This is a genomic window from Ruegeria sp. CDSC021 (genome assembly GCF_059610845.1).
In genome coordinates this window covers 97,099-117,744 of record NZ_JBXWOK010000010.1, presented here as the reverse complement: position 1 = coordinate 117,744, position 20,646 = coordinate 97,099, and the positions used below count along the sequence as shown (strand labels likewise).

The following is a 20,646-nucleotide window of genomic DNA, read 5'->3' as shown; positions in this document are numbered from 1 at the left end:
GCGGGATCGATCAGAGCCCTTCGAATTCGCACAGGACATGAACATCCATGCCCATCTCTTCCAGAACCTTGCGCCCGCCCAGTTCTGGCAGGTCGATGATGAAGGAACATGACACGATCTCGCCGCCCAGCCGTTCGATCAGTTTGATCCCGGCGGCGGCGGTGCCTCCGGTGGCCAGCAGGTCATCCACGACCAGAATTTTCTCACCCGGTTGGATGGCGTCATCGTGAATCTCGACAATGGCCTCGCCATATTCCAGCGTGTAATCCTGGCTGATTGTTGTGCCGGGCAGCTTGCCCTTTTTGCGGATGGGGACGAAACCGACGCTCAGCTGATGAGCGATGGCGCCGCCCAAAATGAAACCGCGCGCCTCAAGCCCCACGACCTTGTCGATCTGTTCGCCAGCATAGGGGTGCAACATCTGGTCAATCGCCATGCGAAACCCGCGCGGGTCCGCAAACAAGGTGGTGACATCCCGAAACATGATCCCTTCGTGCGGAAAATCGACGATGGTTCGGATGTAATCCTTGACTGACTTGTTTCTTGACATGACCAACCCCTTCTGGCGTCAAAACACGCTGGGTTGTTTGGCCCATCGGGGACGGTCATGCAAGAACAGAATGAATGTGCTGGCTTGCAATCTTCCTAGAACGTGCGATTGCCTATCTCTCCGAAAAAACCAGATAGGTTTTCCAAGACGTCGTCTTTTTTAGCCAATGCGCTGGTTCCGAAAAAGAATTACCTGAATTGAACACAGGCTACTTGCAAAGATTCCGCAAGGTTGTTAGCTGCCCATCATATGTTTTATATATACTAAGTATATACGTTTTATTTCTTCTGAAGTCTTTTGGAGACAAAGTGCATGTCAGGGACAGATTGTAAGATTTCAGTCAAAAAGGACAGCCAGCTGGTTCTGCGGTTGGATCGTGGCGAGCGCGATGCTTTTGTAGAGCTGTGCAGGGAACTCGACACGTCGGCGGCGCGGGAAATCAGGCGGTTTATTCGCGGATTTATGAAGGATCACGCTGTAGATTAGGCCCTCAGGCCGGGCGACGCAGGATTGACGTGGCGATCCCCATACCGATCAGGGTCAGCCCCCCGAAACGCGTCAATGCGCGAATGGTGCTTGCGCGGCCGATCATATGGCGCAGCCGATCTGCCAAAAGGGCATAGGCCAATGCGTTCAACCAGGCCAGCCCGACGAAAGTGCCTATCAGGATCGCGAATTGAGGGCCCAAAGGTTCGGCAGGGCGCAGGAATTGCGGCACGAAGGCGATAAAGAACGCAATCGATTTGGGGTTCAGGGCGGTTACAGCGGCCGCGTGACCAAAGACGCCTCGCGCAGTGATATCTGCGTCAGGTTCAACCGCTTGCAGCCCCGCCGATGGGGCGCTGCGCAGTAACTTGATGCCCAGCCAGACCAGATAGGCTGCGCCGACCCACTTTAGGACAGAAAACAACGTAGCTGAGGCCAGCACCAACGCCCCCAATCCCAGCAATGAGGCTGTCATGGCCACCAAATCGCCAACCGCCACCCCGGTGGCCGAGGCTACGGCAACGCTGCGGCCTTTGGACAGCGCATAGCTGAGCACCAGCAGAACAGTGGGGCCGGGGATCAGCAGCAAAGCGGTGGATGCGGCCACAAAGGCCAGCCAGATGTCAAAGGGCATGTGATCTCCGATTAAGATACGCCAGTATCAAGCTTTGGTGATGGGCAAAGGTCAAGCCCCTGAGGGCCGGGTCACGCGGTGCATCAACGCCTCAAGTGGTCCGCGTCTGAAGCGCAGGAACCATAGCAGCGCAAATCCTGAGGACAGCACGCAGAAACCCAAGGCGTAGCCAACGATCTGTGGCGCGCTGAGCGATCCGTCCAGCAGGCCGGCCTCTTCCAGAATGCCCATCCCGATTACGATATGCGCAATATAAAGCGTCAGGCTTTGCCGTCCGGGCGCAGTCAGCGCCATCGCGGCGCCCAGCCCCTGAATCCGCAGCCAGAGCTTTAGCAACAGGCCTATCACCACACAGGCGGTTCCAGCCCCGGCCAAAATGTAAAACGGCCCCGGAGGGATGGATTGAGTGCCCAGATAGGCGGCCAGGCCAGGATCGGTTGTCAGCTTTTGCGGAAACAGGGCCAGAACGGCTGCGCCAAATCCCCACATGATCAACCGGTGCTGAACACAGACCGTCTGTAGTTGCGATCGCCCAATCGCCATACCGATCAGCAAGAACGCTGCCCAAGGTAGAACGGGGTGCCAACCATTGAACAGCAAGTTTCGTACAAAGCCCGGTATCGTCCACAGGTCGGTATGGGTCAGGGAAACCCAGTCCCATCCCTGATTGTAGTCAAAGACAAGATTGGCGAGCACGGCCAGAACGACAACACCACCTGCGCCAAGCCACAACCCAATGATCGACGAGGACAGAAACGCCGCGCCGACAACAAAATACAATGCATAGAAATGCAGGATATCGGCCTCAAACATGGTCATGTTGATCAGGCCAAGTACGAACAGAAATGCAGCCCGTCGTAACAGAATTCCAGCAGAAAGGCTGGACAGGCCAATACCGATCCCGGCCAGAATGACAAACAATGCAGCAGCACGACCTTCCAGTGCATCGACAAGCGCCGATGCCCAGTCATCTGCCGGTTTGACCTGCGCCGCGATGCGAAAGTTCACCAGCACCATGCCGCAAAATGCCAGAAAGCGTGCGGCGTCCAGGGCCTCGAGCCGTTTCATTCCTATCCTCTTCGTTCCCTGCCGCCCGTACCGAACTTAAAAGGCTGCCTTTCGGTTAAGTACTGATGCGGCCGACCGGTATAGGCACTGATACCAATCGCTAGAGCACCCGCCCCGCGACTGCGTCCAGTTTCGCCAGCAGCGCCGGATCACGTTTTTCTGGCGCGGTCAGGATCGCGTATTCCAGCGCCCGGTCACACCCGTGCGGGCAGGGCAGGCGCTCTGCCCCCAGCAACTCTGGCAAGCCCTTGACCAGCGCCCGGCCTTTTTCGGCGTTCCCGGTCAGGGTGGCGATAATGGCGGTCACGTCGACCTCGCCATGGTCCGGGTGCCAACTGTCATAGTCGGTGACCATCGCGATCGAAGCATAACAAAGCTCGGCCTCTCGGGCGAGTTTAGCCTCGGGCATGTTGGTCATTCCGATCACATCGCAGCCCCAATGCTCGCGGTACATTTTGGATTCTGCCAGTGTCGAGAACTGCGGCCCCTCCATCGCCAGATAGGTGCCGTCGCGATGAACGGTGATGCCGGCGGCCTTGCCAGCAGTCTCACAAGCATCTGACAAGCGCGGGCAGGTTGGGTGTGCAACGCTGACATGGGCCACGCAGCCAGAGCCAAAAAAGCTTTTGTCCCGCGCAAAGGTGCGATCGATGAACTGGTCGACGACAACAAAATCTCCGGGCGCCATATGCTCGCGGAATGATCCGCAGGCCGAGATCGAGATCACATCCGTGATCCCCAGACGTTTCAGCGCGTCAATATTGGCGCGATAGGGCACGTCCGTCGGCGAATGAATGTGGCCACGCCCGTGGCGAGGCAGGAACGCCATCTCGATCCCGTTCAGCGCGCCGGTCAGTATTTGGTCCGAAGGTTTACCCCAAGGCGTTTCAACCGAGACCCATTGCGCATTCTCCAATCCGTCGATGTCGTAAATGCCTGATCCGCCGATGACGGCAATCTTGGTCTGGGTCACTGGTTTTCTCCGATTACGGTGCTTGTTCAATGATTTGTGCGCTGGGCTGCCTGGTTTGACAAGGGTGAACGCCCAGTGGTTCTATCACTTTTTCGCAGGGGTTCGGGTCGTTGCTATCCGAGCCAGGCAGAGCATCAAGCCAAGGTGTGACGGCAACGAACCGACATCAATTCACCTATTCGCGAGATATGTGCTATGCGTGCTGCGCATATCAGCCTCCCGCCTGATGCGGTGGCTCAAAAACCGGTTCACAGATAGAAGTCCCTTTTTCGCGCGAACCCATAAACCAACAGGACGCCCTATGCCCCGAGCTATGCTGGCAAGCTTTGCCAATCGTATCGCCAAACCTGATCTTCGTTGGGTTCCGGATGAGGGCCTGACCGTCTCGCGCCTTCGGATCGAGCTGCTGTCCGGCCTGACGGTTGCACTTGCTTTGGTCCCTGAGGCGGTGGCCTTTGCGTTTGTCGCGGGCGTGCATCCTCTGGTTGGTTTGTATGCTGCGTTCATGGTGGGGCTGATTACTGCACTGATCGGTGGGCGTCCGGGTATGATTTCGGGCGCAACCGGGGCCCTGGCCGTGGTGATGGTTGCCTTGGTGGCAGAACATGGGGTCGAATACCTCTTCGCTACAGTTGTTTTGATGGGAATACTGCAGCTGATCGCAGGGGCGATGCACTGGGGGCGTTTTATCAGGCTGGTACCACATCCAGTGATGCTGGGGTTTGTGAACGGATTGGCCATCGTGATTTTTCTGGCCCAGATGGGCCAGTTCAAAGTTCCCGGCAGCATGGAAAACACGGGCCATGGCATGAGCGGTGGCGAATGGCTTTCCGGTATTCAGCTTTTTACCATGTTGGGTCTGGTCGGCCTGACTATGGCGGTGATCCTTATCGTGCCGCGCATTACACGCATTGTCCCGGCGCCTTTGGCAGGGATCATGGTCGTCGCAGCATTGGTGATTGGTTTTGGACTGGACGTCCCACGGGTGGGCGATCTTGCCTCGATCGAAGGTGGCTTGCCGCCGTTCCACATCCCGATGGTGCCGCTGAACTGGGAGACGTTTGAGATCATCCTGCCATACGCCGTAATATTGGCAGCGATTGGCCTGATCGAGTCGCTTCTGACCCTGAACCTTGTTGGCGAAATCACCGGCAAACGTGGCGGTGCCTCGCAAGAATGTATCGCCCAAGGGTTTGCCAATGTGGCCACTGGCTTTTTCGGAGGCATGGGCGGCTGTGCCATGATAGGTCAGTCCATGATCAACGTGAAATCAGGTGGGCGTACGCGCATTGCCGGTATCGCAGCGGCGCTGTTCCTGTTGGTATTCATCCTGTTCGCCTCCCCTCTGATTGAGCAGATTCCATTGGCCGCTTTGGTCGGGGTCATGTTCATGGTGGTGATCGGGACCTTCGCCTGGAATTCGTTCAAGATCATGCGCAAAGTGCCTTTGATGGACGCGTTTGTCATCGTGCTGGTGACAGTCGTGACTGTGATGGAGGACCTGGCGGTAGCGGTTGTTGTTGGTGTGATCGTCTCGGCCCTGGCTTATGCTTGGAATAACGCCAAGCGTATCCATGCAATCACCCGCGATTCACTGACGGAAAAAGGCGCAAAGGTCTACGAGATTCAAGGGCCGCTGTTCTTTGGTTCGTCCGAGGGATTTGTTGAGATATTCGACGTTTCAAACGACCCGGAAACCGTGATTGTCGATTTTGCCGAAAGCCGTGTGGTGGATCAGTCGGCATTGCAGGCCATCGAGAACATCGCTTCGAAATATGAAGCCGCAGGAAAGCGCGTCATGCTCCGCCACCTCAGCCGTGACTGTCACAAACTGCTGAACAAGGCAGGCCATTTGATGGTCGACAGCGACGATGACCCCGATTACGCGCTGGCGGTCGATTATTCTGTTCGCACCGGCATTCTGGGTGGGCACTGATTGTGAAAGGCGGCCAAATGGGCCGCCTTTTTAGGGGGCTAAACGCTCCAGCATATCGACGTTTCCGGACAGCAGAGCACTTTCGGCTTCGGTAATCAGATCAGTTGGCCAATCCCACCACTTCAAAGCAAGCAGCCGGCCGATTGTACCGGCCTCAAACCGATACCGTCGTACTTCTGCAGGATTGCCTGTCACGATTGCATAAGGCGGTACTGTTCCGCGCACGACGGATCCTGCACCGATAATGGCGCCATCTCCGATTTTAGCGCCAGGCATGATCAAGGCACCGTATGCGATCCAAACGTCATTTCCGATCACGGTATCGCGCCTGTCAGGTTGATATTCCAACAGCTTTTCGGGATCGAAAACGGGAAAAGGATAGCATGTCGCCCCGCTCATGGCGTGATTGGCCGATGAAGTGATGAACCGGACGCCGTGGGCGATTTGACAGAATCTACCCAAGCCAAGTTTTTCGCGGGAAAACGGGAACAAATAAGGGGCAAGGCGTTGCGCCCAATCCTCTGGTGCGTCGAAATCCGACGCATAGCTGTATTCACCGGCTTCTATTCTGGGGTGGTCGATAGCCTGAGACAGGAAGACCGTACCCGGGTGGTCCGAGCCGTCAGGCAATGTGATTGGGTATCGGCGCGATGCGTCAGGTAAAGGCATTAGTCATCCGGTCTTGAAAGACTGAACAGCTCGGACGCAACCGAATAATCCCGGTAGCCAAGCCGTGCCAGTGGTTTGAAAGACGTCACATCGAATTTGCCATCCCGCATATGGTCGTCGTTCAGATGCACTCCTGTCACTTCGCCAAACACAACCCGGTTCGCCTGTCCGGGCAGGGTCACGATCTGCGTGAGCTTGCATTCCAATGCGGCTGGGGCACCTTCGACACGGGCGCAGGGGATGGTCTCGCATTCGATTGCGGTAAGGCCGGCGTGTTTGAACTCGTCGACATGTTTGGGCAGCGCGGCTGAACTGGCGTTCATTGCGTCGCGGTGGGCGTGGGCGACAACGTTCACGCAGAATACGCCTGTTGCCTCGATATTGGCGATGCTGTCTTTTCCACCGTCCTGATCGGCCTTGGTTCCGGTCGAGGCAAACATGACCTGCGGGGGTGTGTAGGCCACACCATTAAAGAACGAATAGGGCGCGAGGTTGTTGGTCCCATCCGCGCCACGGGTTGATATCCAGCCGATCGGGCGCGGGGTGATAATGGCGTTGAACGGATTGTGTGGCAGGCCGTGGCCGTCTTCTGGGCGATAGAACATAAGGTCTCCAAGCGTTTGCCCAAGGCGTAACGAAGTGCTAGGGCGAATTCCAGCTAGGAAAAGAGGGCAGAGTGCAGCAATTCGTGATCAGGCCGGAGGAGCCGGACGATTGGTGGGAGGTCGAGGCTTTGTACGATCTGTGCTTTGCGCCCGGGCGCGAGGCGCTGTCTTCGTACCGCCTGCGCGATGATGTTCCGCCAATGTCAGGCTTGTCACAAGTGGTGCGGGACGGGCAGGATATCCTGGCAGGTGCAATAAGATTCTGGCCCGTGCATGTTGGCGATCAGGACGCGCTGCTTTTGGGCCCTGTGGCCGTCCACCCGACCCATCAAGGTGAAGGACTGGGTGGATTTTTGATCCATGAAGGATTGCGGGCCGGGCGAACCAAGGGTTGGGACAGGGTCATGTTGGTCGGGGATGCACCCTATTATGCTCGGTTTGGATTCACCCGTCTGACCGGGGTCGAGATGCCCCCGCCAACCAACCCGGATCGGGTTCTGGGCGTGGACCTGATACCCGGCGGATGGGACGGAATAACTGGTCCGGTAACCCGCTGGAGCCGCTGAGCTATTGAAACCGTTGCGGTAAGTGCCGATGTTCTAGGGGCAGGAGGGTACTTATGCAGGACATGGTTCTTGTCGGAAAACTCAATGCCGAAGCGGAACTGGACCGTTTGGCCGGATTTTACCAATCCGCCGGAGGGCCGGGCGTTAAGCTGTTGAACAGTGTCGGTGGCTCGGCAGAGTCGTTGCTTGAACAGCTGCCGCCATCTGTGCGCGAAGCCCTAACTGGGGCGACAGAAAAGGCGCTTTGGATTGCGATGAACGCGGCTGAAGGGTCGCGTAGGGCGGTGCCCGATCAGTTGCCATGGGTCAATACGGCCCTGACGACAGCCATGGGAGCTGCAGGCGGTATCGGTGGCGTTCCGACCGCATTGATGGAGTTACCGGCAACCACGACCATGCTGCTGCGTTCAATTCAGGGCGCTGCGGCGCGCGAAGGGTTTGACCCTTCTGAGGATGGTGTCAAATTCGACTGTGTCCGGGTATTGTCAGCCGCTGGTCCGATGTCTTTCGATGACGGCGCGGATCTGGGTTTCTTTTCGGCGCGCCTGACCCTGACAGGCCCAGCTTTGCAAAAGCTGATATCTGCCGTTGCCCCGAAACTGGCCGTTGTTCTGGGACAAAAGCTGGCTGCGCAATCCGTGCCTGTGTTGGGCGCCATTGCCGGTGGCGGGACGAATTACGTCTATACCCGCTATTACCAACAGATCGCCCGCGTCCATTTTGGCCTGAGGCGGCTGTCAGTAGATGCCGATATTCCGCATGAGGTTCTGATCCGCAAACTTGAGGCGCGGATGCAAGGGATTGAAAAATAACGCTTCATATGGCATTCTTCAGGCGCAGGTCCGATAAATAAGCGCAAAAGCGCACCGGGCAGGCGGATAAAACGTTCCCTGGAGAGGCAGCAGGACGTGATCGAGCAAGGGCAACTCAACCTGCATCAAGCGGGCACTGTACGAGTCGTACGGCAATCGGCAGCTCTGTGCTATCGTGTCCAACGCGGCACGCCTCAGGTGTTGCTCATTACAACGCGTGGTTCCGGTCGTTGGATAATACCCAAGGGGAATTTGATCGAAGGCCTCTCACCCTCCGGTACAGCCAGTCAAGAAGCCTGGGAAGAGGCGGGTGTGACCGGTACTTGCACTCCAAATGCCTTTGGGCAGTTCCTGCATTACAAGCGGAGGTACAAGAAAGGATCAGCGGTTTATCTGGTCGATGTCTATCCGCTGGTGGTCAAATCCCTGGCCGCGCGATACCCTGAATGGCAAGAGCGCAAGCGCAGGTGGTTTTCGCTGGGACATGCCGCCTCTCGGGTTAATTCGCCCGATCTTGCATCATTGTTACGCAATGTAGAGCATTTGTATCACTGATGTCCCCCTCAGGGGCTTGCCATTGCAATAGTGGTTGGTATCTATTTGGCATCCGACATCTGGACAGAACATGATTCAATATGCGTTGAAATGTAATAGCGGTCACAGCTTTGACAGTTGGTTTCAATCAGCCGCCGCTTACGACAAACTTGCCGCCGCGGGCATGGTGACATGCGCTGTGTGCGGTGATCCGCAAGTTGAAAAAGCAATCATGACCCCGCGTGTCCGCCCCGGACGTACGGTCGAATCTCGTACCACGGTTCCGGCATCTCGGGATGAGGTCGTCAACATGGCAACGCCAAGCGTTGATGTCGAGAAAGCCCTTTCTGAGCTGCGGCGCAAAGTCGAGGACAACTCGGATTATGTTGGCAAGGATTTTGCCAAAGAGGCCCGTAAGATACATTTGGGCGACGCGCCGGAACGTGCGATCTATGGCGAGGCCAAGCCAGAAGAAGCCAGGGCATTGATCGATGACGGCGTTCCTGTTGCGCCGCTGCCTTTCGTACCTTCGCGCAAGACGAACTAGCCCATGCATGTTGTTATCACCGGTGCTGGGCGGGGGATCGGAAAGGTTCTGGCGGACAGGTATCGGGCGCAAGAATGCGACGTAACGGGCACGGCTCGGGATGGCAGCGCGGAGGTGGCGCTGGATGTAACAGACCCAAAACAACATAAAGCGATGGCGGAAAAACTGGCAATGCGCCCTGTTGATCTGCTGGTCTGCAATGCCGGTGTATATCTGGATAAATCCCAAACCATCGATGGCTACCCCGCCGAAATGTGGGCGCAGAGTTTCGCTGCCAATGTGACGGGGGTCTTTCTGACAGTTCAGGCCTTGTTGCCCAATCTGCGCGCGGCACAGGGAAAGATTGCGATTTTATCCTCGCAGATGGCCTCGCACACGCGGGCGCCTGGTGGCAGCTATATCTACCGCTCGTCCAAGGCGGCGGTTCTGAACCTGGGGCGCAATCTTGCTGTGGACCTGCGCGGCGACGGCATTTCAGTAGGCATTTACCATCCCGGCTGGGTTCAGACGGATATGGGTGGGACCGGGGCTGATATCACGGTTGATAAGGCTGTTCAGGGCCTGATCAACCGTTTCGATACTCTGTCACTTGAAAGTACTGGGTGCTTTGAAACCTATGAAGGCCAGTCGCACCCTTACTGACGGGCAAGAGCGACTTTAGGGATCTCATATACCTCACCGGGATCAACGAAAATCACCATAACATCGCCTCGGTTTTCATAGGTGATCTTAGCTGCCGAATTTGTCGAATCCGGGATGCCATCGGTGAAATAGATGTTGCGGACTTCGCCATTTCCTATCGCAACCGCAAGCGTAGAGCTGCCGTCGTCACGGCGCCGCATTTCGGCGTTGCAAGTGCGCATCGCCTCGCCTGGGCTGGTCGCACAGGGCACTTTCCCCAAGGCGTTTTGACCGTCGGTGCCGGTCAGCGAGGCGACTTGCGCCGCCGCAGGTGTGGAAAATAGGGCAAGGACAAGGGCAAGACGGTGCATTGAATACCTCGTAGTGAATTTGATGCGTCAGGCTTACACCGTCATACGCGGTTGTAAAGCGATGCTAGGCCCCGACTGATGCGGTATTGCACTCTTGCTCTTGCGGCCCCCCTCGCATAAGACGCACGGGATCTGAATTCCAAGGCGCGGAGACATCAGCCCCCATGCCCGTACTCGTGATGAAATTCGGCGGCACATCCGTCGCAAATCTGGACCGTATCCGCCGTGCTGCAAAGCGCATTGGCGTTGAGGTGGCCAAGGGTTATGACGTGATCGTCATCGTCTCGGCCATGTCGGGCAAGACCAACGAGCTGGTGGGCTGGGTCAACGAAACCTCGCCACTGTTTGATGCGCGCGAATATGACGCCGTGGTGTCTTCGGGGGAAAACGTCACCGCCGGCCTTATGGCGCTGACATTGCAAGAGATGGACGTACCAGCCCGCAGTTGGCAGGGCTGGCAGGTGCCGTTGCTGACCACCAGCGCCCACAGCCAGGCCCGGATCGAGGATATTCCGACCGACAACCTGAACCAGAAATTCGGCGAGGGCATGAAAGTGGCCGTTGTCGCGGGTTTCCAGGGTCTCAGCCCTGAAGGCCGTATCACGACACTTGGCCGTGGCGGGTCGGATACCACTGCGGTGGCCTTTGCTGCCGCATTCGGGGCCGAGCGCTGCGACATCTATACCGATGTAGATGGCGTTTACACGACCGACCCGCGCATCTGCCAAAAAGCGCGTAAGCTGGATCGGATCTCATTCGAAGAAATGCTGGAACTAGCCTCGCTTGGGGCTAAGGTGCTGCAAACCCGCTCGGTTGAGCTGGCGATGCGATATAAAGTGAAATTGCGCGTTCTCTCAAGTTTTGAAGAACAATCCGACGAGGCTGGTACGCTGGTCTGCGACGAGGAGGATATCATGGAATCCAATGTTGTGGCCGGTGTGGCCTATTCTCGTGACGAGGCCAAGATGACCGTCGTTTCCGTGGCGGACCGCCCCGGTATCGCCTCGATCATCTTCACGGCGCTTAGCGACGCGGGCGTGAATGTGGATATGATCGTTCAGAACATCTCGGACGAAGGGCGCACGGATATGACCTTTTCCTGCCCCACGGATCAGGTGACGCGCGCCGAAAAGGCGCTGTTGGCTGTGAAAGACCGAGGAGAGCTGAACTATGCCGACCTGGTCGCAGATAATGATGTCTGCAAGGTTTCTGTGGTCGGGATTGGAATGCGTTCGCAATCGGGTGTTGCGGCCAAAATGTTCAAGATACTCTCGGATGAGGGTATCAACATCAAGGTCATTACAACCTCTGAGATAAAAATTTCCGTCTTGGTAGACAGGAAATACATGGAACTTGCGGTTCAGGCACTGCATGATGCCTTTGAATTGGACAAGGCGGCCTGAGCAATTCAGCCAAGGGTCACGCCTGAAACCTTAGACTGGTTGGGCTATGGCAGACGGCACTGAAACAGAATCCCGTAAGCTGCTGGGGCGGCTGCGTGAAGAGATGGCGAGCGAAGCTGCCGGTCAGGAACGTCTTGACCGGATCACTCACCTGATCGCAGACAGTATCCGGGCCGAGGTCTGCTCGATCTATCTGTTCCGCGACGAAGAAACCCTGGAACTTTGTGCGACCGAAGGCCTGTCGCCCGAGGCCGTCCATAAGACCCGTATGCGCATGGGCGAAGGACTGGTGGGGCGCGTCGCGAAATCCGGCAAAATCGTGAATACCCCTGATGCACCGTCCGCCAAGGGCTTTCGCTATATGCCTGAAACGGGCGAAGAGCGTTTCTCGTCTTTTCTGGGCGTGCCCATTCAGCGGCTGGGTGAAAAGCTGGGCGTTCTGGTCGTTCAGTCCCGCAATGCGCGCGAGTTTTCGGCGGATGAAGTTTACGCGCTGGAAGTGGTTGCAATGGTTCTGGCAGAAATGGCTGAACTCGGTGCCTTCGTGGGCGAGGGCGCGGCCCTGTCGCCACGCCACCAGCAACCAGTTCAGTTTACCGGCGGTCCTGCACAAGAGGGCTCGGCCGAAGGCCATGTCTGGCTGCATGAGCCGCGCGTTGTTGTTACCAACCCGATTGCCGATGACCCGCACCGCGAACAAGAACGTCTGACCGAGGCGGTCGAAGAATTGCGCGTCGGTGTCGACAAGATGCTCGAGATATCCAAGAACGGCGACAAGGAACAGCTGCAGGTTCTGGAAGCCTATCGCATGTTCGCCAACTCCAAAGGCTGGATGCGCCGGATGGAGGAGGACATTGCACTTGGGCTTAGCGCCGAAGCTGCGGTGGAAAAGGAACAATCCCAGGCGCGCGCGCGCATGAGCCAAGTCTCCGACCCCTATCTGCGCGAGCGATTGGCGGATCTGGACGATCTCAGCAACCGTCTGCTGCGCATTTTGACCGGGCAAGGGCAGACAAACAGTGCCGACCTGCCACCGGACCCAATCCTGGTTGCCCGGAATATCGGTCCAGGTGACCTGCTGGAATATGGCCGGTCCTTGAAAGGCATCGTGCTCGAAGAGGGCTCGGTCGGAAGCCATGCCACCATTGTTGCCCGTGCTTTGGCCATACCACTGGTGGTCCATGTCGGGCGCATTACGACCGAGGCCCTGAACGGAGACCATATCCTGGTTGATGGCGATCAGGGCACTGTGCAGCTGAGACCAGAAGATACCGTGGTCAGCGCGTTCCGTGATAAGGTCGCGATGCAGGCCAAGGCGCAGGAACGCTATGCCTCAATCCGCGAAACGCCAACGGTGACTCGGGATGGAGAGCGGATCAATCTGGTGATGAACGCGGGTCTGATGGCGGACCTGCCTTCGCTGAACAATTCCGGTGCCGAAGGCGTGGGCCTGTTTCGTACTGAGCTGCAGTTCCTGATCCGCAATAAGATGCCCAAGCGTTCGGAGCTTGTGACGCAATATCAGCGGGTTCTGGATGCGGCCGATAAAAAGCGTGTGGTATTTCGCACGCTGGATATCGGGTCCGACAAAGTTCTGCCCTACATGAAACACATCGAGGAGCCGAACCCGGCCTTAGGCTGGCGCGCAATTCGGGTTGGCCTGGATAAACGCGGCGTGATGAGGATGCAGCTGCAGGCTCTGCTCCGGGCCGCCAATGGTCGTCCGTTGACGGTCATGTTCCCATTCGTGGCACAAGCGGAAGAGTATTATGAAGCGCGATGGGAAGTGAATAAGACCATCGACCGCGAGAAACGTCTGGGCCATGCCCTGCCTGAAAGTATTGAAGTCGGAGCGATGTTGGAAACACCCTCACTCGCTTTTGCACCGCAGAAGTTTTTTGACGAAGTCGATTTCATTTCGATTGGTGGCAATGATCTGAAACAGTTCTTCTTTGCTGCCGACCGTGAAAACGAGTTGGTCCGCCGCCGCTATGACTCGCTGAATGTCAGTTTCCTGACTTTTATCGAACGGATCGTAGAACGCTGCAACATCTCGGATACGCCGCTCAGCTTCTGCGGTGAAGACGCAGGACGACCGGTCGAGGCACTCTGTCTGGCCGCGATGGGAATCCGGACGTTGTCGATGCGCCCGGCGTCGATTGGGCCGGTCAAAAGCGTATTGTTGCGGGCAGATCTGCAAGCAGTGCGCAAGATCATATCGGACGCTCGTCATCGCGGAGAGCAATCCGTGCGGCCGGCTGTGATGGAATGGTTACGCAGCCAGGGGTAGTGCGTCAAATCCACCCTTGCTTTCTTTTCTCGCTTTGCCTAAGGAAATGGTGAATGTTAGCGATAACATTTTCTATTCACCGGCGCTGTTAGCTTTAAGTGCTATTGTGGTTCAGCAGAGGATTGAAGGAGCCCGACGATGGTTTCACGCGTAATTCCCGTTAACCCGTTCGATCTGGTGCTGTTTGGCGCGACCGGTGATCTGGCGCAGCGAAAAATCCTGCCGGGTTTGTGTCATCGTTTCGAAGTCGGCCAGATGCCAGACGAAGCCCGGATTATCGGGTCTGCCCGATCCGCCATTGATAGCGACGCGTTTCGGGATCAGATACGCGCCTCGATGAAAGAGTTCGCGCCGGAATTCAAAAAAGACGTTCTGGACCGCTTTCTGTCACGCGTGGAATATGTACAGGTTGATGCCTTGGGTGATGCGGGCTGGGACAATCTGGCCAAGTCATTGCGCCCAGACGTTGTGCGAGCGTTTTACCTTTCTGTCGGCCCAAGCTTGTTCTCGGGCATTGCGAAACGGCTGAACGATCACGATCTTGCAACGCCTGACAGTCGTATCGTTGTGGAAAAGCCGTTTGGTCATGATCTGGCCTCGTCCAAGGCGCTGAACGAAGGGCTGCGCGCCTGTTTCGAAGAACATCAGATCTATAGGATCGACCACTATTTGGGCAAAGAGACCGTGCAGAACCTGATGGCCCTGCGCTTTGCCAATTCCCTGTTCGAGCCGTTGTGGAACGCAACACATGTCGACCACGTCCAGATCACCGTGGCTGAAACCGTCGGCGTCGAGGGGCGCGGGGCCTATTACGATCAGTCGGGTGCAATGCGGGATATGATCCAGAACCACTTGGTACAGCTGCTGTGCCTGACAGCGATGGAGCCGCCGTCCAAGTTCTCTCCCAACGCGGTTCGCGATGAAAAGGTCAAAGTGATCGAGGCGCTTGAGCCGGTGATGCCTGCGGATATCGCCCGCGGTCAATACCGCACGGGCGAGGGCGGTGACGGGTATCTGGACCATGTCGGCAACCCTGCAAGCCGGACAGAAAGCTATATTGCGCTAAAGGTTCATTTGGGTAACTGGCGTTGGGCTGGGGTGCCTTTTTATCTGCGCACCGGAAAACGTTTGCGTGCGCGCGAGTCGGAAATCGCCGTCTACTTCAAGGATCCTCCACACACTATCTTCCCCAATGTAGGGCCATTGCATGGAAATGTGCTGGTGATCCGTCTGCAACCGGACGAAGGGATCACCCTGCGCACCACCATCAAAGATCCCGGTCCGGGCGGGTTCCGCCTGTCGGATGTGTCGCTGGATATGAGCTTTGCCGAGGCGTTGGGCGCAGATGCGCGGGCTCAGGACGCTTATGAACGGCTGGTGATGGATGTGATCCGCGGTGACCAGACCCTGTTCATGCGTGGCGACGAGGCCGAAGCCGCCTGGGCTTGGGTTGACCCTATTATTCAGGGTTGGGAAAACCGGGGTGACCGGCCATCGAAATATGATCAAGGCAGTTCCGGGCCTGAAGAAGCTCTGATGCTGATGCATCGCGACGGGCGCCGCTGGCGTCAGATCGGAGGTTAGACATGGTTAATGCAGTTATCACCGACGTCACGCAACGGATTATAGCGCGCAGCGCCGATTTGCGTGGTCCGCATCTTGAGCGGATGGAACAGGCCCGGTCCAAAGGCCCGGCGCGGGCGCATCTGTCCTGCAGCGGTCAGGCCCACGCCTATGCCGGCGCAGGCGATGACCAACAATCGATGGCCACTGGCACGGCGGGCAATTTGGGCATTGTTACTGCCTATAACGACATGCTGTCGGCCCATCAGCCGTTCGAGCGCTATCCCGGCCTGATCCGCGATGCGATCCGCGCCGCAGGTGGAACCGCACAGGTGGCAGGTGGCGTACCGGCAATGTGTGACGGCGTCACGCAGGGCGAGGCGGGGATGGAACTGTCGCTGTTCTCACGTGACGTGATCGCGCTGGCCACAGGGGTGGCGCTGAGCCACAACACTTATGACGCTGCCGTGTTTCTGGGGGTCTGCGACAAGATCGTGCCCGGCCTTGTGATCGGCGCGCAGGCGTTCGGCCATCTGCCAGCTGTATTTCTGCCCGCAGGCCCGATGACCAGCGGTTTGCCAAATGACGAAAAGGCCAAGATCCGCCAGAAATTCGCCACCGGAGAGATCAACCGCGCCGAGCTCATGGCCGCCGAGATGGCCGCCTATCATGGCCCCGGCACCTGCACCTTTTATGGCACCGCCAATACCAACCAGATGCTGATGGAGTTCATGGGCCTGCACCTTCCGGGATCCAGCTTTGTCAATCCAAACACACCGCTGCGCGATGCGCTGACAGAAGAAGGTGCGCGCCGTGCTCTGTCGCTCAGTGCGCTGGGCAACAACTATGCGCCGGTCTGCCAGATACTTGACGAACGTGCCTTTGTGAACGGCATCGTTGGTCTGATGGCCACTGGCGGGTCGACAAACCTGCTGATCCACCTGATCGCGATGGCGCGCGCGGGCGGTATCGTGCTGGATTGGCAGGATTTTTCCGAAATCTCCGCCGTGGTGCCTCTGGTCGCGCGAGTCTATCCCAACGGACTGGCCGATGTGAACCATTTCCACGCCGCGGGCGGGCTGGGCTATTGCATTGGCACGCTGCTCGAAGACGGGTTGCTGCACCCCGACACGCTGACCGTCGCGGGGCAGGGGCTGCACAATTATACCAAAGAACCCAAGCTGAAAGACGGCGACCTGACCTGGGAGGACGGCGCAGGCCAAAGCCTGAATGACAAGATATTGCGCCCCGCCAAAGACCCGTTCCAACCTACAGGAGGTCTCTCGCGGCTCAGCGGCAATCTGGGTACCGGAGTGATGAAGGTTTCGGCGGTTGCCCCCGAGCATCAAGTGGTCGAGGCCCCGGTGCGGGTGTTCCAAACTCAGGATGCGGTCAAGGCGGCGTTCAAAGCCGGAGAGTTCACGGATGACGTCATCGTCGTTGTGCGCTTTCAGGGACCCAAAGCGAATGGCATGCCCGAATTGCATTCATTGACGCCGATGCTGTCGATCCTTCAGGGCCGGGGGCAAAAGGTGGCGCTGGTGACCGATGGCCGTATGTCCGGCGCCTCCGGCAAGGTTCCCGCTGCCATTCATATTTGCCCCGAGGCTCTGGATGGCGGTGCGATCGCCTATTTGCAGGATGGCGACATTCTGCGCGTGGATGCCATAAACGGCGCGCTCGAAATCCTCACCCCAGGTGTGCTAGATCGCACTCCGGCCACGGCTGACCTTTCTGCCAACCAACATGGTGTCGGGCGCGATCTGTTCGGCGCGTTTCGCAACGCTGTCGGCACCGCGGATACCGGCGCCAGCATCTTCGGAGTGTAAGACCTATGTCCAAAACACAACGCACCCGTGAAATCTGTGCCCTTGCCCCGATTGTCCCGGTTCTTGTAATTGACGACGCCGCCAGCGCACGACCTTTGGCCGAAGCTCTGGTCGCGGGCGGTCTTCCTGCGCTCGAAGTCACCTTGCGCACACCGGCAGCGCTCGATGCGATCCGGGCGATAGCGCAGGTTCCCGGTGGCGTCGTCGGGGCGGGTACATTGATCACGCCTGATGACGTGCGCGCCGCGAAAGAGGCTGGCGCGCAGTTTGGCGTCTCGCCCGGTGCCACTGACGCCTTGATTGCCGCATGCGAAGCCCAAGACCTGCCCCTGCTGCCCGGCGCCGCAACCGCCACCGAGGCGATGGCCCTGCTGGAAAAAGGCTATGACATGCTGAAATTCTTCCCGGCTGAGGCCTCGGGCGGGGCGCCTGCGCTCAAGGCTATCGGCGGGCCATTGCCGCAAATCACCTTCTGCCCAACGGGCGGTGTATCGCCTTCAAATGCCCGAGATTACCTGTCTCTGTCCAACGTGATCTGTGCGGGCGGCAGCTGGGTAGCACCCAAACAGATGGTCGCAGAAGGCAACTGGTCCGGGATCGAAACGCTTGCCCGGGATGCCGCCAAGCTGATGGATTGACGCCGAAATTGGCCACGTTAGGGTAGGGCCAATTCAAACAGGTTGATCCCATGACACATCCAATCTCCCTCGCGCATGGGCGCGAGTATCTGGCTATTCCAGGCCCCTCGGTCATGCCTGACGCAGTGCTGCAGGCGATGCACCGACCGTCACCTAATATCTACGACGGCGAATTGATCGAGATGATGCCCGATCTGATCCGCGATCTGCGTCGCGTTGCCCGCACGGCCCATAACGTGGCCATCTACATTGCCAACGGCCATGGCACGTGGGAGGCGGCACTGTCGAACACCATCGCGCCAGGTGAGACAGTGCTTGCACCCGCATCGGGACGGTTTACCCATGGATGGGCCGAAATGGCCGAAGGGATCGGCGCCAAGGTGGATGTGATTGATTTCGGAACCAGCACGGTCTGGGATTTCGATCGCATTGCCGAGGTGCTACGTGCTGATTCATCGCATGATATCAAGGCTATACTTGCAGTTCACGTGGATACCTCGAGCTCAATTCGCAACAACCTCCCGGCGCTGCGCGCGTTGTTGGATGATTTGGGTCACCCGGCGCTGGTGATGGCGGACTGCATCGCCTCGCTGGGATGTGAGCAATTCGAGATGGATGCCTGGGGTGTCGACGTGACTGTTACCGCCTGTCAAAAAGGGCTGATGACCCCACCGGGCGTGGGGTTTGTATTCTTCAACGACAAGGCGCAGGCAAAACGGGCAGCAATGCCGCGTGTTTCCCGGTATTGGGACTGGCAGCCACGAGCCAATCCCGAGCTATTCTACCAATACTTCGATGGTACCGCACCGACTCATCATCTCTATGGGCTGCGGGCCGCGCTCGACCTGATCCACGCGGAAGGGATCGAAAATGTCTGGGCGCGCCATCAACGCCTCGCTCAGGCAATCTGGACCGCCTGCGAAATCTGGGCACAGGGCGGTGCGCTGTCGTTGAATGTAGCCGACCGCGCCGACCGAAGTCATGCGGTCACCGCGCTGCGCCTGAGTGGAGGGCTCGGAACCCCATTGCGGTCCTATACCGAACAATCGCTGGGCCTGACTTTGGGAATAGGCCTCGGGATGGAAGATTGGGACGGCTGTTTTCGCCTGGGCCATATGGGTCACATCAATGCACAGATGGTCATGGCGATGCTTGGCGGCGTGGAAACTGCCATGGCCGCCCTTGATATTCCGCGCGGCACGGGTGCGTTAGAAGCCGCCGCCACCGCGCTTGTGACCTGAGACCAGCCCCCGATCTCAGTGCTAATCTGTATCTTCATCTGACTCAAAATACTTTCGGGGGGAATCGCGCAAACGGCGCGATGGGGGCAGACAGCCCCCCCGTCCCGGTGGCCATAAGCGAAAGCTTCAGACGTTCAGCGCCCGGGCGTCAGCAAGCGCTTTTGGCAAAGAGGCGGCAAAAGCCCCTAGATTGGAGGCATCGCCGCAGCTCACTCGAATGCACCTGTTCTGAGGCGCGGCAAAGGGCATCCGAACGAAAACCCCCTGCGCCACTAGCGACTCCAGAACAGCCTTGGCAAACACCCCATCCTGACCGCAATCAATGGCCACGAAATTGGTGGCTGAGGGTAAAGGGTGCAGCCCGTTCTCCAACGCTATCGCGTTGATCCTCTCGCGCGCATCTGAGATGCGGGCACGGATTTGTAACAGCCAAACCTCATCCTGCAGCGCAGCCAACGCGCCTGCTTGTGCAGCCTTGTTCATACCGAAATGGTTGCGCACCTTGTTGAACGCCGAGATCAGGTCTGACGCCCCAATGGCATAGCCGACACGCGCGCCGGCCATTCCGTATACTTTGGAAAACGTGCGCATCCGGATCACACGCGGGTCATCTGCGGCAACTGGCGCTGCAGTCCCGTCGGGGGCGCATTCCACATATGCCTCGTCCAGAACCAGCAGACAGCCATCGGGCAGCGCATCCAATACAGCCACGATATCAGTGCCCGAATGCCAGCTGCCCATAGGGTTGTCAGGATTGGCCAGATAGACCAGCTTAGCCTCGACCTCAGCGGCCTTGGTAAAGAGTGCTTGAGGGTCTTCGTGATCGTCGCGATAGGGAACCGTGTGTATCACCCCGCCAAACCCGGCGACGTGATAGTTGAAGGTCGGGTAGGCCCCGTCCGAGGTCACAACCGTATCTCCTTGCCCAACCAGCAAGCGCACCAGATAGCCCAGCAACCCATCAATGCCTTCGCCAACCACGATATTTTCGGGTGAGACGGAGTGGTACTCAGCCAGGGCGTGGCGCAGGTTGTGGTTTTCCGGATCGCCATACATCCAGATATCGCCAGTTGCCCCCCGCATGGCCTCGATAGCGCGTGGCGAAGGGCCAAAGACATTCTCATTCGCACCCAGCCGGGCCACAAATGGTGCACCGCGCTGTCGTTCCTGTGTTTCAGGGCCGACAAAAGGCACAGAAGCAGGAAGAGATTGGGCAAGCGGGGTATAGCGTGGATTGGTCATGCAACCAGATAAACGCAAGGTCATCCGACAGGCAACCTTGCTTTGCCTGCACAGTGCCCACAGTCTGG

21 protein-coding genes are annotated in these 20,646 nt (G+C 58.0%); 13 read left to right on the top strand and 8 right to left on the bottom strand.

The window, feature by feature from the left end; genetic code table 11:
* Nucleotides 1-10 precede the first annotated feature (10 nt).
* Nucleotides 11-550, bottom strand: a complete 540-nt coding sequence (locus AC2FGB_RS15560) for an adenine phosphoribosyltransferase (RefSeq protein WP_142638010.1) — start codon at nucleotides 548-550, stop codon at nucleotides 11-13.
* A gap of 312 nt (nucleotides 551-862) precedes the next feature.
* Here AC2FGB_RS15560 and AC2FGB_RS15555 point away from each other — a divergent pair, with 312 nt between their 5' ends.
* A complete protein-coding gene (locus tag AC2FGB_RS15555; RefSeq protein ID WP_496694270.1) occupies nucleotides 863-1,036 on the top strand; it encodes a hypothetical protein in 174 nt (57 codons plus the stop codon).
* 4 nt (nucleotides 1,037-1,040) lie between these two features.
* Here AC2FGB_RS15555 and AC2FGB_RS15550 read toward each other — a convergent pair whose 3' ends face one another.
* From AC2FGB_RS15550 to AC2FGB_RS15540, 3 genes are all read right to left on the bottom strand, one after another.
* Complete coding sequence (locus AC2FGB_RS15550; protein ID WP_142638012.1) at nucleotides 1,041-1,670, bottom strand: LysE family translocator; 630 nt, start codon at nucleotides 1,668-1,670, stop codon at nucleotides 1,041-1,043.
* A 51-nt stretch (nucleotides 1,671-1,721) separates the two neighbouring features.
* Nucleotides 1,722-2,738, bottom strand: a complete 1,017-nt coding sequence (locus AC2FGB_RS15545) for a DUF418 domain-containing protein (protein WP_496694269.1) — start codon at nucleotides 2,736-2,738, stop codon at nucleotides 1,722-1,724.
* A 100-nt stretch (nucleotides 2,739-2,838) separates the two neighbouring features.
* Nucleotides 2,839-3,711 (bottom strand): S-methyl-5'-thioadenosine phosphorylase, encoded by an 873-nt coding sequence (locus AC2FGB_RS15540; RefSeq protein ID WP_496694268.1) that lies wholly within the window; start codon nucleotides 3,709-3,711, stop codon nucleotides 2,839-2,841.
* A 301-nt stretch (nucleotides 3,712-4,012) separates the two neighbouring features.
* Between AC2FGB_RS15540 and AC2FGB_RS15535 the strand changes: the two genes are divergently transcribed.
* Complete coding sequence (locus AC2FGB_RS15535) at nucleotides 4,013-5,647, top strand: SulP family inorganic anion transporter (protein WP_142638018.1); 1,635 nt, start codon at nucleotides 4,013-4,015, stop codon at nucleotides 5,645-5,647.
* 30 nt (nucleotides 5,648-5,677) lie between these two features.
* Here AC2FGB_RS15535 and AC2FGB_RS15530 read toward each other — a convergent pair whose 3' ends face one another.
* Nucleotides 5,678-6,316, bottom strand: coding sequence for a CatB-related O-acetyltransferase (locus tag AC2FGB_RS15530; protein WP_496694267.1), 639 nt, complete (start codon nucleotides 6,314-6,316; stop codon nucleotides 5,678-5,680).
* Nucleotides 6,316-6,921, bottom strand: a complete 606-nt coding sequence (locus AC2FGB_RS15525; RefSeq protein WP_496694266.1) for a flavin reductase family protein — start codon at nucleotides 6,919-6,921, stop codon at nucleotides 6,316-6,318. Before AC2FGB_RS15525 ends, AC2FGB_RS15530 begins: the two co-directional genes overlap by 1 nt.
* Nucleotides 6,922-6,992: 71 nt before the next feature.
* Between AC2FGB_RS15525 and AC2FGB_RS15520 the strand changes: the two genes are divergently transcribed.
* The 5 genes from AC2FGB_RS15520 (at nucleotide 6,993) to AC2FGB_RS15500 (ending at nucleotide 10,022) form a co-directional block, all read left to right on the top strand.
* Nucleotides 6,993-7,487, top strand: a complete 495-nt coding sequence (locus AC2FGB_RS15520; RefSeq protein ID WP_142638024.1) for a GNAT family N-acetyltransferase — start codon at nucleotides 6,993-6,995, stop codon at nucleotides 7,485-7,487.
* Between the two features lie 53 nt (nucleotides 7,488-7,540).
* Nucleotides 7,541-8,299 (top strand): EcsC family protein, encoded by a 759-nt coding sequence (locus AC2FGB_RS15515; protein WP_496694265.1) that lies wholly within the window; start codon nucleotides 7,541-7,543, stop codon nucleotides 8,297-8,299.
* A 96-nt stretch (nucleotides 8,300-8,395) separates the two neighbouring features.
* The gene (locus tag AC2FGB_RS15510) at nucleotides 8,396-8,854 is read left to right on the top strand and encodes an NUDIX hydrolase (RefSeq protein ID WP_496694264.1); all 459 of its coding nucleotides are present in this window, start codon (nucleotides 8,396-8,398) and stop codon (nucleotides 8,852-8,854) included.
* A gap of 70 nt (nucleotides 8,855-8,924) precedes the next feature.
* Complete coding sequence (locus AC2FGB_RS15505) at nucleotides 8,925-9,380, top strand: DUF1178 family protein (RefSeq protein WP_271950473.1); 456 nt, start codon at nucleotides 8,925-8,927, stop codon at nucleotides 9,378-9,380.
* Between the two features lie 3 nt (nucleotides 9,381-9,383).
* On the top strand, nucleotides 9,384-10,022 hold the full coding sequence (locus tag AC2FGB_RS15500; protein ID WP_271950472.1) for an SDR family NAD(P)-dependent oxidoreductase: 639 nt from the start codon (nucleotides 9,384-9,386) through the stop codon (nucleotides 10,020-10,022).
* Here AC2FGB_RS15500 and AC2FGB_RS15495 read toward each other — a convergent pair.
* Entirely contained in the window at nucleotides 10,016-10,372 is a 357-nt protein-coding gene (locus tag AC2FGB_RS15495; RefSeq protein ID WP_496694263.1) for a hypothetical protein, read from the bottom strand. The two genes, AC2FGB_RS15500 and AC2FGB_RS15495, sit on opposite strands and share 7 nt — an antisense overlap.
* Before the next feature lie 164 nt (nucleotides 10,373-10,536).
* Between AC2FGB_RS15495 and AC2FGB_RS15490 the strand changes: the two genes are divergently transcribed.
* The 6 genes from AC2FGB_RS15490 (at nucleotide 10,537) to AC2FGB_RS15465 (ending at nucleotide 19,336) form a co-directional block, all read left to right on the top strand.
* Complete coding sequence (locus tag AC2FGB_RS15490) at nucleotides 10,537-11,775, top strand: aspartate kinase (RefSeq protein ID WP_142638035.1); 1,239 nt, start codon at nucleotides 10,537-10,539, stop codon at nucleotides 11,773-11,775.
* A 46-nt stretch (nucleotides 11,776-11,821) separates the two neighbouring features.
* On the top strand, nucleotides 11,822-14,065 hold the full coding sequence (ptsP, locus tag AC2FGB_RS15485; RefSeq protein ID WP_496694262.1) for a phosphoenolpyruvate--protein phosphotransferase: 2,244 nt from the start codon (nucleotides 11,822-11,824) through the stop codon (nucleotides 14,063-14,065).
* A gap of 138 nt (nucleotides 14,066-14,203) precedes the next feature.
* Nucleotides 14,204-15,649, top strand: a complete 1,446-nt coding sequence (zwf, locus tag AC2FGB_RS15480) for a glucose-6-phosphate dehydrogenase (RefSeq protein WP_281973264.1) — start codon at nucleotides 14,204-14,206, stop codon at nucleotides 15,647-15,649.
* 2 nt (nucleotides 15,650-15,651) lie between these two features.
* Entirely contained in the window at nucleotides 15,652-17,457 is a 1,806-nt protein-coding gene (gene edd / locus AC2FGB_RS15475; protein WP_496694261.1) for a phosphogluconate dehydratase, read from the top strand.
* 5 nt (nucleotides 17,458-17,462) lie between these two features.
* Nucleotides 17,463-18,095 carry a bifunctional 4-hydroxy-2-oxoglutarate aldolase/2-dehydro-3-deoxy-phosphogluconate aldolase gene (locus tag AC2FGB_RS15470; protein WP_496694260.1) on the top strand — a complete coding sequence of 211 codons (633 nt, stop codon included), beginning with the start codon at nucleotides 17,463-17,465 and terminating at the stop codon, nucleotides 18,093-18,095.
* 50 nt (nucleotides 18,096-18,145) lie between these two features.
* Nucleotides 18,146-19,336, top strand: a complete 1,191-nt coding sequence (locus tag AC2FGB_RS15465) for a pyridoxal-phosphate-dependent aminotransferase family protein (RefSeq protein ID WP_496694259.1) — start codon at nucleotides 18,146-18,148, stop codon at nucleotides 19,334-19,336.
* Between the two features lie 126 nt (nucleotides 19,337-19,462).
* Here AC2FGB_RS15465 and AC2FGB_RS15460 read toward each other — a convergent pair whose 3' ends face one another.
* Nucleotides 19,463-20,578 carry a pyridoxal phosphate-dependent aminotransferase gene (locus tag AC2FGB_RS15460; protein WP_282022135.1) on the bottom strand — a complete coding sequence of 372 codons (1,116 nt, stop codon included), beginning with the start codon at nucleotides 20,576-20,578 and terminating at the stop codon, nucleotides 19,463-19,465.
* Between the last annotated feature and the right edge of the window lie 68 nt (nucleotides 20,579-20,646).